The 16,937-nt window shown below is 56.5% G+C and carries 14 protein-coding genes and 1 pseudogene; 7 read left to right on the plus strand and 8 right to left on the minus strand.

The genetic code is table 11. The features are described from left to right. The coding region (locus tag ACMUVN_RS32220) for a radical SAM family RiPP maturation amino acid epimerase (RefSeq protein ID WP_414815978.1) at nt 1-836 on the plus strand (836 nt) is incomplete at its 5' end. Continuing rightward, complete coding sequence (locus tag ACMUVN_RS32225; protein ID WP_414815979.1) at nt 833-2,776, plus strand: RiPP maturation radical SAM C-methyltransferase; 1,944 nt, start codon at nt 833-835, stop codon at nt 2,774-2,776. The genes ACMUVN_RS32220 and ACMUVN_RS32225, both read left to right, overlap by 4 nt. 526 nt (nt 2,777-3,302) lie before the next feature. On the opposite strand, the gene repC is transcribed toward ACMUVN_RS32225, so the two are convergent. The 3 genes and pseudogenes from repC to ACMUVN_RS32240 form a co-directional block, all read right to left on the minus strand. Further along, a complete protein-coding gene (repC, locus tag ACMUVN_RS32230; protein WP_065276874.1) occupies nt 3,303-4,424 on the minus strand; it encodes a plasmid replication protein RepC in 1,122 nt (373 codons plus the stop codon). 175 nt (nt 4,425-4,599) lie between these two features. Next, entirely contained in the window at nt 4,600-4,791 is a 192-nt protein-coding gene (locus ACMUVN_RS32235) for a ribbon-helix-helix domain-containing protein (RefSeq protein WP_065276875.1), read from the minus strand. 783 nt (nt 4,792-5,574) lie between these two features. Further along, nucleotides 5,575-5,715: pseudogene (locus ACMUVN_RS32240) on the minus strand (acyl-homoserine-lactone synthase); the annotation flags it as partial. Between the two features lie 178 nt (nt 5,716-5,893). Here ACMUVN_RS32240 and ACMUVN_RS32245 point away from each other — a divergent pair. From ACMUVN_RS32245 to ACMUVN_RS32255, 3 genes are all read left to right on the plus strand, one after another. Beyond that, nucleotides 5,894-6,193 carry a helix-turn-helix domain-containing protein gene (locus ACMUVN_RS32245; protein ID WP_130729923.1) on the plus strand — a complete coding sequence of 100 codons (300 nt, stop codon included), beginning with the start codon at nt 5,894-5,896 and terminating at the stop codon, nt 6,191-6,193. 36 nt (nt 6,194-6,229) lie between these two features. Next, nucleotides 6,230-6,961, plus strand: coding sequence for a hypothetical protein (locus ACMUVN_RS32250; RefSeq protein ID WP_317278045.1), 732 nt, complete (start codon nt 6,230-6,232; stop codon nt 6,959-6,961). A 68-nt stretch (nt 6,962-7,029) separates the two neighbouring features. Further along, nucleotides 7,030-7,437 carry a hypothetical protein gene (locus ACMUVN_RS32255; protein ID WP_065276877.1) on the plus strand — a complete coding sequence of 136 codons (408 nt, stop codon included), beginning with the start codon at nt 7,030-7,032 and terminating at the stop codon, nt 7,435-7,437. A 594-nt stretch (nt 7,438-8,031) separates the two neighbouring features. Here ACMUVN_RS32255 and ACMUVN_RS32260 read toward each other — a convergent pair. Further along, complete coding sequence (locus ACMUVN_RS32260; RefSeq protein ID WP_065276878.1) at nt 8,032-9,051, minus strand: 1-aminocyclopropane-1-carboxylate deaminase; 1,020 nt, start codon at nt 9,049-9,051, stop codon at nt 8,032-8,034. A gap of 142 nt (nt 9,052-9,193) precedes the next feature. Between ACMUVN_RS32260 and ACMUVN_RS32265 the strand changes: the two genes are divergently transcribed. Both ACMUVN_RS32265 and ACMUVN_RS32270 read left to right on the plus strand, forming a co-directional pair. Next, nucleotides 9,194-9,670, plus strand: a complete 477-nt coding sequence (locus ACMUVN_RS32265; RefSeq protein ID WP_032491855.1) for an Lrp/AsnC family transcriptional regulator — start codon at nt 9,194-9,196, stop codon at nt 9,668-9,670. Nucleotides 9,671-10,779: 1,109 nt separating this feature from the next. Beyond that, nucleotides 10,780-11,436, plus strand: a complete 657-nt coding sequence (locus ACMUVN_RS32270; RefSeq protein WP_065277122.1) for a hypothetical protein — start codon at nt 10,780-10,782, stop codon at nt 11,434-11,436. 524 nt (nt 11,437-11,960) lie between these two features. Here ACMUVN_RS32270 and trxA read toward each other — a convergent pair. From trxA to nifK, 4 genes are all read right to left on the minus strand, one after another. After that, entirely contained in the window at nt 11,961-12,293 is a 333-nt protein-coding gene (trxA, locus tag ACMUVN_RS32275) for a thioredoxin (RefSeq protein ID WP_032491853.1), read from the minus strand. 242 nt (nt 12,294-12,535) lie between these two features. After that, on the minus strand, nt 12,536-13,873 hold the full coding sequence (nifN, locus tag ACMUVN_RS32280; protein WP_414815980.1) for a nitrogenase iron-molybdenum cofactor biosynthesis protein NifN: 1,338 nt from the start codon (nt 13,871-13,873) through the stop codon (nt 12,536-12,538). Nucleotides 13,874-13,945: 72 nt separating this feature from the next. Continuing rightward, nucleotides 13,946-15,322: a nitrogenase iron-molybdenum cofactor biosynthesis protein NifE gene (gene nifE, locus ACMUVN_RS32285; protein WP_414815981.1), complete on the minus strand. Its 1,377-nt coding sequence runs from the start codon at nt 15,320-15,322 to the stop codon at nt 13,946-13,948. A 54-nt stretch (nt 15,323-15,376) separates the two neighbouring features. Further along, complete coding sequence (nifK, locus tag ACMUVN_RS32290; protein ID WP_032491850.1) at nt 15,377-16,909, minus strand: nitrogenase molybdenum-iron protein subunit beta; 1,533 nt, start codon at nt 16,907-16,909, stop codon at nt 15,377-15,379. Nucleotides 16,910-16,937 lie beyond the last annotated feature (28 nt).

A 16,937-nucleotide genomic window follows, 5' to 3' on the forward strand; every position in this document is an offset into this window, starting at 1 on the left:
TGGATAATCCTGACTACGACCGCTTTCTCTTCGACTACTATCAAATCACCGGCACATTGCCCCAAACAACGACGGCTATGCCTCTCAAGAATCTGGCACTCACCAAGCGCGTGCTCGAGCTGTTCGAACGCTACCGCTGCGTGACCAATCGCTTTTCCGTGTTGAGCACGGAGCAACTCAATCAAATCCACTCGACATTTTCGCCCGAGGATCTCATGGGCGTTGAGCTCGTCCTGCAAGGCAAGGACATGCCAAGTTCAAAAGCTTTCGCCGGCCGCGCGCGAAACGAGAAACTCAGCGTAGCCAAAAACGGCGATGCAACACCCTTATCTAAGAGCGATCACACGACGATCGCTTGCGTTTCTGGCTTTCTCGTAAATATGCCGCGGCGGCGTGTGCAATTGGTGACGCCGGTACCGGCGAGCAGACGCTGGCCTCTTGGTTACCGCATCCTGGATGAACGTTTTTTCGAAACGCCAGACGAGTTCCAAGACGAAGTCCAAAGTATGATCGATGAGCACATGCACGATAGCCCACCTTCCAACCGGCCGTTCCGCTTCCGCGGGGACTTGCAGTACGAGGCCAAGCGCCATCACTTCCTCCTCCGCTCGCGCCACTGGGAGTATCAGGTGCCCGACAACGCCGCGTCGATCTCCGTTGGCGATCTGATCGCAGGTGGCCAATGTACAGCGTCGGAGATAGTTGCTCGCGTCGTAACGGATGGAGCGAGCGCCATTGGTGTTGCCGATGAGCTCGACCAACTGCATACGAAGGGGTTGCTCGAAGAGGACCTCGATGAGCGCTTTGCCTGGCGTGGTGGCGAGGGCGCGATATGAGCACCGATGTCGCGATCGTGCTGGTGAACATGCCGATGTCAGCAGTTGAACGACCGTCGCTAGCGCTTGGTCTGCTGAAGTCGGTGCTGACGCAGGCCGGCCTGCGCTCGAGGACAGCGTATGCCAATATCTGGTTTCTGGAATACGCTGGCCTCGCCGACTACAGTGTACTTGAGACTTCCCCTCCGGAGGAAGCGCTTGTTGACTGGCTGTTCGCAGGTGTAGCATTTCCAGACTTCGAAACGGACCACGCCCGCTTCCTCGACCGGTATTTCCAGCGCAATCCGTGCCTGCATAAAAGTGAGCCCGGGCTTCGTGCGAAGTTCCTAGAGCTGCGTTCGCTCATCGGCGGCTTCATCGATTGGACATGCGGCAAGATACTGAGGGAGCGGCCGGCTATGGTCGGTTGCACCTCAACATTCACCCAGCACGTTCCCGCGCTTGCACTGCTACGCCGCCTGAGCGAGCTCTCGCCAGGTTTAGTCACTCTCATGGGGGGTGCCAATTGTGAATCCGTGATGGGACGTACTACTCATGCGCAATTCCCGTGGGTCGACTACGTCGTGTCGGGGGAGGCCGACAAACTGATCGGAGGGCTTTGTCGCGACATCCTCACTCACGGTCGCGACATCCCACCAGCCGACCTGCCGTTCGGCGTTTTCGGCCCAGCTCATCGCCAGACCGGCTATCCCGCCACGTTCACGGGAGACATGGTGCCCCGCGCAGTTGTCGAGGATATACATTCCCTGCCGCTGCCCGATTTCTCGGATTATTTTGCCGAACTTGAGCAATCGCTCTGCGCCGACCGCGTTTATCCCGGGCTGCCGATGGAGTTCTCTCGCGGCTGCTGGTGGCAGCGCAGCAGCCCCTGCACGTTCTGCGGCCTGAACGGCGCATCGATGACTTATCGTCAGAAACCGGCTGCACAAGCGCCAGAAGAGATGATCGAGATGTCCGCTCGCTACGGAACGTCGCGCATCGAAGCGGTCGATAACATTTTGGCGAATGACTACGTCGAGAAAGCGTTGCCTCGCCTCATCGCTTTATCCGAGAAGCTCGACATCTTCTTTGAAGTAAAAGCCAATTTGAAGCGCCATGAAGTCGAGAAGTTGGCCGCAGGCGGCGTCCGCTGGATCCAACCAGGTATCGAGAGCCTTGATAGCCGCGTTTTGAAGCTTATGGGCAAGGGAACGACGGCAGCACAAAATGTTCAACTATTGAAATGGTGTCGCCAGTTTGGCGTGCGGCCCATCTGGAGCGTCCTATGGGGCTTCCCCCGAGAGAGCGACGCTTGGTACGCTCAAATGTGCCGCTTGTTGCCATTGCTGCATCATCTGCACCCGGGACACGTTGTTAGATTACGCTACCAGCGCTTCAGTCTCTATCATCGCGCGGCCGACCAATATGGGCTGACGCTCAGTCCGGCGGCCTCCTATCGATACGTGTATCCGCTCTCTGAGCGCGATCTTGCGGATCAGGTTTACCACTTCGAAGACGGTGACGACAACGATGGCGGCCGTGAGTTCGGTCCACTTGACACAAACCGCCGACCCGGAGTTCAGGCGGTTATTCAAGGTATGGATGCCTGGAGCGAGGCACGGTGCGGCCTGACGCCACCCATATTATCGATGCGCGACAGCGGTGACGAGATTATAGTGGAGGACACACGCAATATAGCGGTGGAGCGTGAACAGCGAGTCAAAGGCTTGGCGCGTGAAATCCTGCTGGCTGCTGATCAAGGCATGCCAGAGGTCCGCCTGAGTCGACAGCTTAAGGGGGCGAACGTGATTGAGGTCGAGGAGGCGACTGCAGACCTTATAGCCCGCAAGCTGATTGTCCGGCTGGACGCCCGCTTGATAGGGCTTCCGATATGGAGCCCCTCTACGCCTATGCCGGCGCTGACTGCGTTTCCAGGAGGATATTTAGACCGACGCGGCTAGCCTGTGAAGTAGAAGGGTCCGATTGGTCAGTTCTCATTTCGGCGACCTTGTGGAGCGGCACTTCCTGTTCCCATTCAAACTCTTTGTCTGCGCATCACTCAAAGGAGAAGGTACAAGAAAATTGACCGAGAGAGACCACCTCTGCCGTCACGAATTCATCGCGCGAATGTCGGTCTGTCGCGAATGGGTAATCCTTGTCGGCTTCGCGCCGGAAGACCCGCGCCTCTTTCCCGGAACTGACGGTTGAGGAAAACTTGCTTATTCCGGCATGGGCAGCCGGCGTCACAGATGCGCAGCCTCGACGATGTCTATTCGCTACAGAAATCGTCGCATCTGGCGGGAAGCAGGATGCTTTTCTGGGGGCTGCTTCCTTCGCCCCGCTTGCGTTGGAGGAAAGCTGGCGATGACCACAAACCGCTTGCCTTGCTGCTCATTTTGTCCATTCGAATCTCCGTTGAAGATGGTGATATAGCATGCCTACGCGGCGCCATTTGCTATTGGTGAGAAATCAACAGGCGCGATCAGCCTACCTTTGCCGATGTGCGATTTTCATCTTGAAGATTTCCCTCGTGAGATCGACCTGACCGGCTTTGATCAATCGGACCATCGCACGGAAATAGCCGCCCGCGTTCTTGATCGGATCAGATCCTGGCGCTGGCCGCGTTTGCATCTGCACCACGTAAACGAGCGTGGCAGACGCACAGAGCGCCCCGATTTCACGGGTTGCTTCCTCCCAGCCGGACGCGGACACCCCAAAAGCGCCCCGCATGCGCGACACGCCCATAATCAGGTCTCGGTCGCTGCGCACGTCGCCTATAAACTCCATCGCATCGGGGCAAGCTGTCCCCAAATCGCCGGCGTTTAAGCTCACACTCGCCCGTTCCGGATCCTTCGGATTATCATTGCCGTTGTTACAAGACTCGTCAGGGGCATATTTGTTGTTGTCTTTGTGGCGGCATGATTTGCCGGCAGAGGCGGCATGAAATTTTCCTTCCGCCTCTTCCCTGATCGTGCGCCAGGCATCTCGGGCGTCGTCCGCCGATCCCGCTCCGGACCTGCGCGGTGTTACTCTGGTAAGCTCAAGGGCACGCGCTCTTAGCTCGCTGACGTCGATGCTCGGGAAAGTCTCTGCAAGTGTCTTGAGCGCCTCCTGCGCCGATCTGCGATGGATGGTGAGTTCGTCGAAGGCCGCTGACCGCTCGCGCTCTTTGTCTTCGATCACCTGGAGCTGATCGTGAAGCTCAGGCAGCCTTGCGAGAAGAGGGGAGAGATCGAAGCCATATGCCTTCACGATTTTGCCCCGCGATCGCTGAGCGAACCGTTTGCCATTCGGACTATCCTTCGCGCCGATCACTCCTGCGTCGAGCAGCCGTTCAAGAGCATAGCGGACAGACCGCTCCGACATCCCTGTGCGCTCGACTAGGAATGCATTCGAGGGCCAGATGAGCATCCGGTTTTCAATCAGCTCTCCGCCGAAGACGCCGACAAGCTGGTCGAGGACGGACCTGCAGTTCGACGACAGTTTCAACACGCGGGCAGCCATGCGCGCTGCCTGATAAAGGTCTTGCTTGTCAGCTGTAGCTGGCTCTGCGGCCGATGATAGTATCGGCTTTAGAGCGCGCCAGCCGGACGACTGTGCGCTTCTCATAGTTATCCCTTTCACAGGGCAACGCTTCGCCGTTCGCCTCAAAGTAGGCGTTGACAAATCAGCGTGATTTGGGATAGCCAGAAGTGCATGTTAGCTCTGGTGTCCCAATGGTCACTATCTAATCTCGAAGGCTCTGGGATTGCAGTCCTGGAGCCTTCAGCGTTTTAAGCCCTTGCTATCGTTCCTGAACCAGTTTTTTGAGGGCAGCCGCAACGGCCTCAGACCGATTGCGGAAGTCACCCGACTTGACCAGTTCGTCCAAAAGTGTCGTCAGACCGGCTTCAATCCATAGAAGCACCTGTTTCTCGCCCTGCGCTTCACGCTTGAACCTATATCTTTCCGACGCTGTCATCTCGGCTGTGCCCATGCTCAAACTTCCGAATCAATCAAATCATCACATCGCTAGTGACGTGCCCGATTCTGCTTGTTTGTGAAAGCACTAAATTTCGGAACCGCAACTTGAAAATCAATCGTACAATGCCCACGCCAATGCGATTGCGATGGGCGACATCTATGTAAAAACTTGGGTTTCGCGATTGCCGGTTTTGCGAAGCCACCAGATCCGACGGCAGCTTGCATGACGTCATAAGATCTCTGTGCCGGTGCGACAGCGTGCGCGCTCAATCCATCCAGAGTCACATCAAGAAGAGCCAGCCCGATTGGACGATCGAACGCTACCAGCCCGAGCCGATTTCACCGCTTCTTGGGAGCGGTTTGAGAAACTCATCTGCTGGATCATATTGGGAATGAATCAAGTCGCGCAGCGACCAAATCAGGAATGCTTTAAGGGCATTTCGCGGCTCAGTCGAAACGTCAACGTGGTCGCTTTCTCGGCAGCTATCTATCGGCCCACGGGGAGGTCGCCTACCTTGCCTCATGGAGAAATGTCGAGCAGTTTCGAACATGCCGAAGACGAAGATCGCACCAGACAATGCGGAAGAGATGCATTTCGTCACCATGACCTTCCGCGGCAAGAATGGTCTCGGAGGTGTAGAATAATCCCCCGGCGATCTCTGACCAGAACCGGTCAGTTCCTACCGACCAAAGCGCGGCCTCCAGCCTATCAGCCGAGCTTGAGACGGTTCGGCGCATCGCCGAAATAAATATTGCGTTTGCTCCTTGGACTTCCACCTTCTTCCGGAAGCGCTTGGTATCGGTCCCTCTCCCACTGGTTCCGGACATCGACCCGCCATCCGAGCCGATCGCGAAAGACGGCGGCGCGTGCCCGAAACATTTCGTCGAAAGCACGTCGATCGGTCTCGAGCATGTCTTTGGTGAGTATCCGCAACATATCCATCACTCCTGATGTGCTGACGTTTCACAACAGGAAGCCGACCGGGAGCAATCTGGATATTTCACCAGGTTGACCGGTGCTTCGCTTTGCCTTTCATTTTCGCTTAAATTTCCAAAGCTTGACCGATCCCAAGCTCTGTGGCTGCCAATTCAACGCACCCAAAGGAAGAATGGTCATGACCTACGACCCAGCGCGCGGCAAACGTATTCGAGAAGCGATTTCTCGGGGCAAGTTCCGGAAAGTACACGCTCTCGCGGCCGAACTGAATGTATCCGTCGCGGCCGTCTCGCGCTGGCAAAATGGCGGCCACACGTCCCTTGAAAGCGCCTGCGCGCTCGCCCGCCTTCTGGACGTCTCCCTCGACTGGCTGCTCCTTGGGCGAGGCGCCATAGATGGCCATAAGAACAGCACGATCTCCGCCACGGAGTTGCTGGCTGTTGGAGTAAACTTGATCGCCGGCTGCTGGAAGAAGTAGAAGTTTTGTTATGGGTCATGGCGCTGCGCGGCCGGTCTGCGGCGGCCCAAAATTACGAATCCCAGACGCACCAGATCCGTTCGGAACTTTTCGCAGACGACGCAATATTTCTATGTCTTTCAGAAGCAAGCCGCATTTCCGTTGCTGCCGAGCCCTGATCCCATCCTCAGCGGCAGTCTCGGCTGCCAAAGCGTCGGCAATTACGCAACTTCGGGAGCGCAGATCAATTTCGGGTTGGACAGTCAGATCTATGCAGGTGCCCTCAGCACCAAACAGGTGTCGCTCTCCCAGCTGATCGCGCTCCTCGCGCTCAATTCCGCCACGCTATCGGTGGTCGGCAGCACGTCGGCGTTCCGACCGGTTACGCTCACCACGGCCGATGGTTCGCCGGACAATTGCACGACCTTGACACTCGACCCGCTCGGACTTTCGGCGCCGGCCAATCAAGCCGGAATTGCGATCGGAGGGTTTGGCATCAACGTGCCTTCCTATACGCCGTTGCCGCATCCCGAACTCTATTGCGGCGTCGTCGCCCTGAACAACAATCAGGCGATCATACTCTCGAGCTTCGTCGCTCCTGTCCCCAATGCCGTCATGAACTGCATACCGAAGCAAATCTTTTTCGTGAAGATGGGCTACCAGCCGGTCGGACGCACCGTTGCTTTTGACGAAAGCAACTCAGCCTGCTGCGATTTCACCACCGGCTACGAAACGTACACCGTGACCTACAATGCCAACGGGACCTTTTCGGCGACAGGAGGACCATAGACCCTACAAATCCAGAACATCACAGACGCTTGAGTAAGCCCTCAATCCGTGCAATCAGGAGAATAGCCATGTCACGCATCACAACGAAGTTCACCGGCCAAACAGGTCGTCGCGGCAAAAAGATCGCTGCAAGACTTCTCATTGCCATCTCCTCCATTATCGCAACCGCTATACCCGCGGCAGCACGACTCGTCTTTTCGTCCGATTGCCGGAACCATCAGCCTATCGCAGTCCCGCCACCACAGAATGCCATCCTGTTCACCAAGCAGCCGGTACCCCATCCGAATGGAACAGCGTCGGTCTTTACGATCAACGGATTGGACACCTATGTCATTCCGGCGGGGGCCAACTCCTGCGTAGTTGCAGCTCCCCATGCCAATGACAATTACTGCTTCATTGCCCGCAACGACAACACAATCGACGGCGTCGGTTTCGCCCCCATTCAAAATCCGGGCGGTCTGACTGCCTGCCAGTAAGAGGCGAAACGCCTCGGCCAAACGGTTCACTCCCCGCGCTTACGCGAAGGTTGAGTCGGGGAGTGGATAACGACGGATTGAGATGCTCGCGCCGCATCACGAAAACCGATACGGAGGCTGCGTCGGGACGATCTCGTGTTCGGCGGCACGTCCCCCTCACCCGCCGCCTCTCCTGTGCCTCGCGCGATCGACGGCAGGAGCTCTTCGAGTGCCATCTGAAGACATTTGCCGGCATTCTGCAGGCGATGCCTTGGTGACCTTAATCTAATGTTTGGTCAGGCAGGTCCGATGATGCCCCGATGGGCGCACTCACGTCGCAGATTGTTCGTGCTTGCCGACATCAGTGTTCCCTACTTGGGCAGGCGCGCACAAGCCTGATAAAATTGCTCGAAAATGCCAATGAAGTAGAAATCCCTCGTGCAAGATAGAGGCAAAGGGTCGATGATCGTGTGCCTGGCCGAGAGATCCGACCAAGCCGGGCATCCGCATGGATCTTTCATCGTCGACGCGAAATTGCGTTCAGGAAGTGCGGATCTATATAGTCTCGACTGCAACTATCCACCTGTTCGCGGCCGGTTAACCTGACGGCACCAATCAGCCGTCCCTGTAGTAATAGCTGTAGCCGTTGATCGCCGGGGCGCCGCCAAGATGGGCGTAGAGCACCTTTGAGCCCTCGGGGAAGAAGCCCTTTCGCGCAAGATCGATCATCCCCTGCATCGATTTTCCCTCATAAACAGGGTCGGTGATCATCGCCTCGGTGCGCGCCGCGAGTCGGATCGCCTCATTTGTCTCCTCCGAGGGCACTCCATAGGCGGGATAGGCATAGTCAGGGTTGATGACGATCTCGTCTTCACGTACGGACCGGCCAAGGTTCACGAGTTCTGAGGTCGCGTCGACGATCTTTCGCACCTGATCCCGGGTCTGCTGGAGTGTGCCCGAGGCATCAATACCAATGACCCTGTCAGCCCTGTCCATTGCGGCGAAGCCGACGATCATTCCGCCCTGGGTCGAACCGGTGACAACGCAGACGATGATGTAGTCGAAGGTGAAGCCTAGGTCCTTCTCCTGTGCCGCGACTTCCTCGGCGAAGCCGACATAGCCGAGGGCTCCGAACTTATGTACCGAAGCGCCAGCCGGGATCGCATAGGGCTTGCCGCCCGCGTCCTCCACCGACTGAATCGCGTCCTCCCAGCTCTTGCGGATGCCGATGTCGAACCCAGCGTCGACCAGCCGGCTGTCGGCGCCCATCAGTCTCGTCATCAATATATTGCCGACACGGTCATAGACCGCATCGTAGTGAGGTACCCATTTCTCCTGGATGACGACACATTTCATGCCGATCTTCGCGGCAGTCGCAGCCACCATGCGAGTATGGTTCGACTGGACTCCGCCGATCGACACCAGCGTATCCGCGCCGGAGGCGATCGCGTCGGGCACGATATATTCGAGCTTCCTGAGCTTATTGCCGCCCATCGCGAGGCCCGAATTGCAGTCGTCGCGCTTGGCATATATCTCGACCTTGCCGCCCAGCGCCGCAGTCAGCCGTGGCAAGTGCTCGATCGGAGTCGCGCCGAAGGTGAGCGGGTAGCGTTCGAATTTTTCCAACAATGACATCGATCAGGGCCTCCGTGCCGATTTGTGGCCGAAGGCTAGTCGATATCTTTTGAAAGGTGCTCTCTAATTTTGCTGCAAAATCTTTCTCAATTTAGATTATTTTTCGGTATTATACCCCACTTCTTCAACTGTGAGATCCAAAATGAAAGTTTCTTCCACAGAGAATTTCGACGGAATAGACCTCAAGATTTTGCGCGCCCTTCAATCGGAGGGCCGGCTCAGCAATGCCGATCTTGCCGAGCGCGTGAATGTCAGCGCTGCGACTTGCCACAGGCGAACTCAGCGCCTTTTCGAGGAGGGCTACATCACCGGCGTTCGGGCGGAGGTCGCGCCGAGCGCCGTCGGCCTCGGCGCGATGGTGATGGTTGGCGTCGTATTGGATCGCTCCACACCTGAGAGCTTTGGCGCCTTCGAGGGCGCTGTCATGCAGCTGAAGGAAGTGCTGGACTGCAGTCTGGTGGCCGGAGATTTCGATTACCTCCTGAAAATCCGCGTCCGTGACATGGCCGATTTCAACAAGCTGCATGGCCAGAAGCTGATCGCCCTGCCTGGCGTGCGCCAGACGCGCACTTTCTTCGTGATGAAAGAAGTCAAGGAGAACGCGAGGTTGCCCTTCTAGCGTCGTCGGCAGCTATCCGTCTGCCGCGCCATTTCATGGCTGACCAGGATGCCCTGGGCCGGGAGCATTTCCTCCACGACTCGGAGACTGGGTGGGCGCTCCATATCGTGCAGCTGATTGCTCCAGCCGTAGAGCGGTGGCGGACAAAGTGGCGATGACGGTTGGAGCCAAAGCAACGAAGTGCGATATATATAATAATATATTCAGAATTGTATTCTTATAGCTTACTGTTTTCTCACGAGTATAAAGTATTATATTGGATAATTGGCGTTATAGTAAAAAATATATCCGAAGAAGTACGTTGCTTAATTTATCGATTTCATCAAATGTCCTGCCACTCGGCTAACGATATCGCAACGGGACAATCCTTTTCCTATGAATGCTGACCCTTGCAGGAGACATCATCGCCGGTAGGTTTACACAAGGACCACGATGACATGGAGCGGAAAAAGAAATCAGACAAGTACCTTGCCGGCTCGCGCCTGGGGGTAGCGTCCGTCGACCACCGGCAGAAGGACTCTGTGTCGAAGAAGAAGACCATTTTTCAACAATTGCTCTTGGATTGGGCTTACGGTTGCGACCTATTTTATCCAATCCAGCGACTCGAACATTTCGCAAAGGGCGAGGAGGACGACAAAGGCGCTAAAACTCGTAGGTGAGAATTACGATGTATAGAACTGGGAGAGCTCGGACTGGCCGCCACGTTCCCGATTTAATATTCAGTCTTGTTTCCAAATTCCATGGCGAAATCGACGACGCAGTCGCCAACGTTTGCAAACTCCAACAATAGCTCGGCGGGCGGGGTGGAGGCTGTCATGGACGATATCGATGCGACGCAAGCGAAGCACAACGGCGCAAAGGCTTCACAGGTGCAACTAAGGCGGGGACATCGAGAGATGGTAAGAAGTCAATCGAGAACCCCACCCTTATCCGGTACACGCAAGGCGCAGTTCAAAATAGTGCTGCAGGAAGCATATATGCTCGCCTGCCAAAATCAGAAATTTGACCCGCAGGTTTCTCCCATCAAATTACCGCAGAAAAGGAGTTCATTTTCAGTGTTATTATCCTCTTTGAAATGCATTCGCATCGCCGCACTTGCAGCGGCCGGCATGGTGCTGGGCACGCAGATTGCTTTTTCGCAAGAATCGTCCATACGGTCTCAGTGGCTGAACACGCCGGGATCTCGAGTAGAAGCGCTTGCGGTCCTCCAGACCTTGAATTCCGATCTCCTGAGCAACGCCAGTGCTACGTTGACCCTTGACCGCTGGTGCGCGGCGCACAAGCTCGCGCCGGAAGGTTCCAAGATCGTAGCACAGCGTGTCCGCGGGCAAGACAAGCCGGCCGACGAGCACATCCGTGAACTTCTGACCGTCGGACCCGGTGAGCTGATCGCATATCGCCGCGTCCGCTTGGTCTGCGGCGACCGCGTTCTGTCCGAGGCCGATAATTGGTATTTACCTGCAAAGCTAACTGCAGAGATGAATCAGGCGTTGGATACCAGCGATATCGCGTTTGGCAGAGCCGTTCAGGCTCTCAATTTCACTCGCACAAACCTGTCTGCCAAGTTGCTCTGGTCCCCTCTATCCGAGGGCTGGGACATGGACGGCTTAGTAGCGCATGAAATCAGTTCCCCTAGCCTGCCGCCGTTCCTGCTCGAACATCGTGCCGTGCTTAAACTACAAGATGGCACGCCGTTTAGCGCCGTGGTCGAAAGATACACGGACAAAGTACTAGACTTTCCAGTTCCGCGCCTGCTTTCTCAATAGAGCTTGTGCGACGGCCATCCAATCATTGTTCGAAAGAGAACGGATGAACGCGAGTCAACCTGATCAGTGACAAGCACTGCAGCTCCGCGTCGATGCTCGGATCGTTGGCGATCTGAAGGACTGACCCGCGAAGCACCATAATGCGGCGACCTATGTCGACCGCGTAGACGACCATGCTCCCGGCAAACAACCTCCTGCACCCAAAAGGCGCTTGCAAATCTCGCTATTAGACGACGGTCTTACGCCTTTTCGATCCGTCGATTAAATATCTCATGCGGACGCTGCGCCGATCGCGTGACGCCATGGTGCGGGCATTGAAGGCACGACGCACCCACGGCCCTCTTGACTGGCTCAGGCGCTACCTCCCGACCGGCAGCAGCGGATACGCATGCTCACGTACTTCAGGTGAAAACTTGTTCGTTGTCTTGCTCATGTTGGGTCGACTTGCTCAGAAGTCGGAGCCTGCGGCAAACCTTGGACGGCCGCCGGTTGGCGGCCGCCCATCGCTCCGCTTGTGCTTTGCGTCATCCGCAATCAGCTACCATTCGTTGTATCCAGTCGACGAAAAAGGATTTCGGCTTTTCGCCGACCGAGATATCGGCAACTTCGCCGCCCTTGAAGATTGCAAGGGTCGGAATGGAGCGCACACCGAACTGTGCAGCAAGTTCCGGGTTCTCGTCGATATTCAGCTTGGCGACCTTGACCTTGCCTTCCATCTCGACGGCGATTTCTTCGATGATCGGAGCGATCATCTTGCACGGGCCGCACCATTCGGCCCAGAAATCGACGACGACGGGTTCTGCGGATTCCAGAACTTCCGACTGGAAGTTATTGATATCGACTTTCACGGATGCCATGATCTTTCCTTTACTAGAGTTTAGCGCCGGCGGGCACATGAGTTGATACATTGCCGAATTCGATGTGATGCACGCTTTAGACCGCGAAACACCTCAAGAACCTGTTTGGGTGTGGTAATGTTTCTCAGCGCTCGACCTCCTAGTTCTTCAGTTTCAAGTGGCTGCGAGTAAGATATCACGGCCCGGCGACACTCCAGATGAGGATGAGTTCATGACCGATGAAAGGTAGCGCGATGCTCACCTTATGATACGAGTTCGGGAGGTGCGCGAGCGGGCGGCTCATCGTAGGTGGCTTGGACTATGTTGGCGACTTCGAAGATTATGTCGCGGGTTCCTCGATAAAGGATGCTCAGTTTATGCTGGCTGCCTATGCGGTCGAAGACAGGAAAACCAACTCGCATCAGCGGAACTGCGAGGCGTTCGGCGGCCTGTCGACCGTGGGAGTGCGTGACGAGTAGATCAGCGTCCGCGGCGAGCTGTTCCAAGTCACCAAGATCACCCACCTTGACCGTATCGGTTGGTACTATTTGCAGCACCTTCGAGTCCCCGGTCGTAGTGACCGCGGCTGTAATGACCGCCCCCATGCCGATAAAGAGTTGGGCGAACTGCAAGAGCTGGTCGGGCTCGCACGCGATGGCGACCTTCTTTCCTGCGAAATGAAAATGCCCGCTGAGCATCGCCTCCTGCAACTGCATGCGGCCACGACGGACAGCCGCCGGCGTGTTGTCGTGCGAAATCGCTGCAAGGAGCCAGGCGAAACGGTCGGCGTTAATCAGGCCCGTGAGAGATCCGAACATCACGTATGGCAATCCAGTTAGACCCTGCAAAGCTTCAGCCGGTCGGCGCATCTGTTCCCCGACGGCGATGCATTGTGTTGCCGCCCCGAGGTCGCGGATATGCTCCACCTTCGCGCCACCGCGTGCGATCGGAATCCATCGATCGCGGACAGCTTCGTCAGGCCCGCCGGACACGTCAGGCAAAATGAGGGGCGTTAAGCCGAAGCTCTCAACCGTTTCCCGCAGATGCTCTACATCGGCAACTGTCATGTTTGAGCCGGGCAGGATCACAACCTTCGCCGGGTCGCGGTCCTGCGTCCCGGGCAGCGTGATTGCCTCGATCATAGCCATAACAGCCTTCGACCATCCCTCCTCCATCGCCCCTGCGAAGTCGGGAGTGCGTGCGAGGACCACTTCAGTATCAATGAGTTTTCTCGGGCGCGCTCCTTTGGCGTTGATGATATCACCTGCGATATCTTCGTCGCGAGTTTCTGCCACGGCGGTGGTGCAGATCCCGATCAGCCGCGGCCACGTGCGAGCTTTTAGCTTGACGAGAGCTTTCTCGAGAAAATCCGCGCCGCCCACCACCGTCGCGATCTGGTCCATTGCGGTAGTCTGCAGCGGGACCATATGCTTGAAATGCCTCACGAGCAGCACCAGTGCAAAACTGCTACATCCCTGGCTGCCATGGAGTATTGGCAGCGCACCATCGACGCCCAGGAAGGCCAAGGCAGCGCCCAATGGTTGAGACAACTTTAGAGGGTTGATCGCTGCCGTTTTTGTTGGGGTCAGGATAACAGCCATAATTTTTACCTCAGTGGAAACCACCTGTCGCCTCGTCGGCAGACCTCATATTAATGCTTGATTCCGCCGATCTCACGGCGTAACGAACTGCTTCCAAGGCGCCGGTTTGCGCAACTGCGCCCAGACCGGGTTGTGGATTGCCAAATCAATCTGGAGTGCTAGTTCCACCATGCCTTCGTACCCGGCGTAAGCATGCTGGCGTTCCTGATTCACGTCTAGCCAAGGAATTTTCGCCTCAAGCGCGACGAACTGAGTGCGTCCGCCTGACAGCATGATATCAGGCTTGTGTTCGCGTAACATCGCATAGAGCTCGCTCGCTGCCATCGATTGGTGAAGGTGGTTCTCGTCCTTCAGCATCTGCTTGATTCTCTCCTTGTCCCTGGTCGTCGATTTCCTGATGGATGTACCGACAATTTCCATGCCGATTTCGATGAGTGCGTGCACGATGGACCAGGATTTCACCCCGCCGGTGTTCAGATGAACTCGCTTCCCCTCAAGCCGACGCCGATACGCTTCCAGCTTCTTCCAGGCCCTCTCCTCCTCTTCTGCTAAGAGAGCCTCGACGTGGTGGAGCAACGCGGAACCAGCGCCCTTCTTTACGAGCAGTTGGGCGATCCGCCGCAGGGATTCAGAGGTGCTGGAAATGCCGTAGAAGGAGCCTTCGAAAAATGGAATGTTCCAGCGTTCTTCCATCTTGCGAGCAAGATTGATGAGAGCAGTGGAGCACACCATCATAGCTGCACGCGAGCGGTGGGCGGAAGCCACCTGCGCGTAGCGCGCGTCGCCGGGAATACAGGCGCGGACACGGATACCAAGTCGGTCCAACAGCGGTTTCACGAACCAGAATTCCCCCGAGAGGTTGAATTCGCCGAGTATATTGATGTCGCATGGACCCGGGTCGTCGGCCTCCACCGTGCCTATGACGTGCTCGAGCAGAGCCTCGCCGGCAAGCCGAGTACCGAGGTTCTTCGAACCGCCGAAGCCCGGCGACTTCACCGGCACCACTGGTATTGCGAACTTCTGCGCTGCGTGTCTGCAGACCGCAGCGATGTCGTCACCGATCAGCTCGGTGACACATGTTCCGTAGACGAAGATTGCCGCCGGCGCATACCCCTCTTTGATCTCGCCGATTGCCTTGAGAAGCTTTCGCTCACTATCTCCCGTCACTATCTCGAGTTCGGTAAGATCAGTGGTAAAACTTGTGCGCCAAAGAACTGGACCTGACGATGCGGCGCCTCGGTTGTCCCAGGAATTGCCTTCGCACGCGAGCGGCGCGTGGACGAGATGCGCGACATCAGTGATTGGCTGCAGCACGACCTTAGCTCCGTCGAAGGCACAGCCACCGCCGGCTGCTGATCCCTGCGACGCCTCGTGACATGCCCCCTTGGTTTCCTTACTGCGGAATACCTCGCCGGAGGCATCTCGCATTTGCATCTCGATCGATGACATCGCGCAACCTTCCAATGCAGTGGCGGGATGGCCGGCCGACGCCGGCCAAGGATTTTAGCGTGTGAGGTCGTACGAAACGCCCTGACACATGGTGTCCTCATCAAGCCTGTCGAAGATCTTGTCGAGAATAACCGTTAGAAGACGCAATCCGCCTTGGTAGCCCATGAGAGGAAAGCGATGATGATGATGGCGGTCGAAAATCGGAAAGGTAAGCCGAACCAGTGGCGTGTCAGTGTCACGCTCGAGATACTTGCCATAGGAATTGCCGATCAGCAGATCCACTGGTTCCGTCAAAAGAAGCGAGCGCATTGCCCAGAGGTCTTTGCCAGCCCACACCTGCGCACCTCCGCCGAAGGGAGAGGACGCGAGCAATTCCTTCATCTCCGCTTCCCAGGCTGCGGTGCCGTTGGTGGCAAGGCAATGTGTGGGCTGGCCACCGGTTTCCATGACAAAGCGCGCCATTGAGTAGACGAAGTCAGGATCGCCGTAGATTCCGTATTTCTTGCCATGCAACCAGGATTGACTATCGGCCATGGCATCGACCAACCGACCCCGATCACGATCGATAGCTTCGGGAATATCCCTCTTGGAAAGCTCGGATATCTTCATCAGGAATTCGTCCGTGCCCCCAATGCCCAGCGGGTAGTGGAACGAAGCAGTCGTCTGACCAAGCTCGCGACAATAGTCCAACGTCTTGCGCGTATTGTAGTGTTGCAGCGATATTGTCGCCTCCGCATGTTTGGCTGCCTTCACGTCCTCGATCTTTGTCCCTCCATCATACATGCGGTACTCGCCGTCGGAAGGTGTGTCGAACTGGTCCGAGGCGTCTTGAATGAAAATGTAGGTCACTCCCATCGTGTCGAGCAGGCGCTTGATTTCTCGATTGTTGCCAACGCAGAAACCGTCGAAGCCTGGAATAATGTTGATGAGTGCTGGCGTCGGCACGCGTTCGGTGCTTTTCCAGAAATTTTCCAGAATGCCTTTGACCATGCTGTCGTAACCATCGACATGGCTGCCGACGAAGGCTGGGGTGTGGGCGAAGGGCACGTCGAAATCGGCTGGAACGGAGCCTTCATTTTTGGCGTTTTCAATGAAGCCGTGAAGATCATCCCCAATGACCTCGGCCATGCAAGTCGTCGAGACCGCAATCATCTTGGGGTCGTAGAGCTGATAGGTATTGGCGAGCCCGTCGATCATATTTTTCAAGCCGCCAAACACAGCCGCGTCCTCTGTCATCGAAGACGAAACTGCGGACGACGGTTCCTTGAAATGGCGTGACAGGTGCGAGCGGTAGTACGCCACACAGCCCTGACTGCCGTGAACAAACGACATCGTCCGCTCGAAGCCAGCCGCTGCGAAAACCGCGCCGAGCGGCTGGCAAGCCTTCGCGGGGTTTACGACCAGGGCTTCGCGAGCCAGATTCTTTTCTCGATATTCCCATGTCGAGGTGAATTCGTATTGCGCGTCGACGACCTTATCCGGATGCGGACATTCGAACTTCAACTTCTTGCGGGCGAACATTTTCTCGTATTCCGGCTCGCAGAACAGAGGAACATGATCGAGAACTTTCTCGGCCGATTGCGGCATAGTTTTCATCCTTTTTCGCCGCGAGTGC

Source organism: Rhizobium sp. IY2 (assembly GCF_047532935.1).
Lineage (GTDB): Bacteria > Pseudomonadota > Alphaproteobacteria > Rhizobiales > Rhizobiaceae > Rhizobium > Rhizobium anhuiense.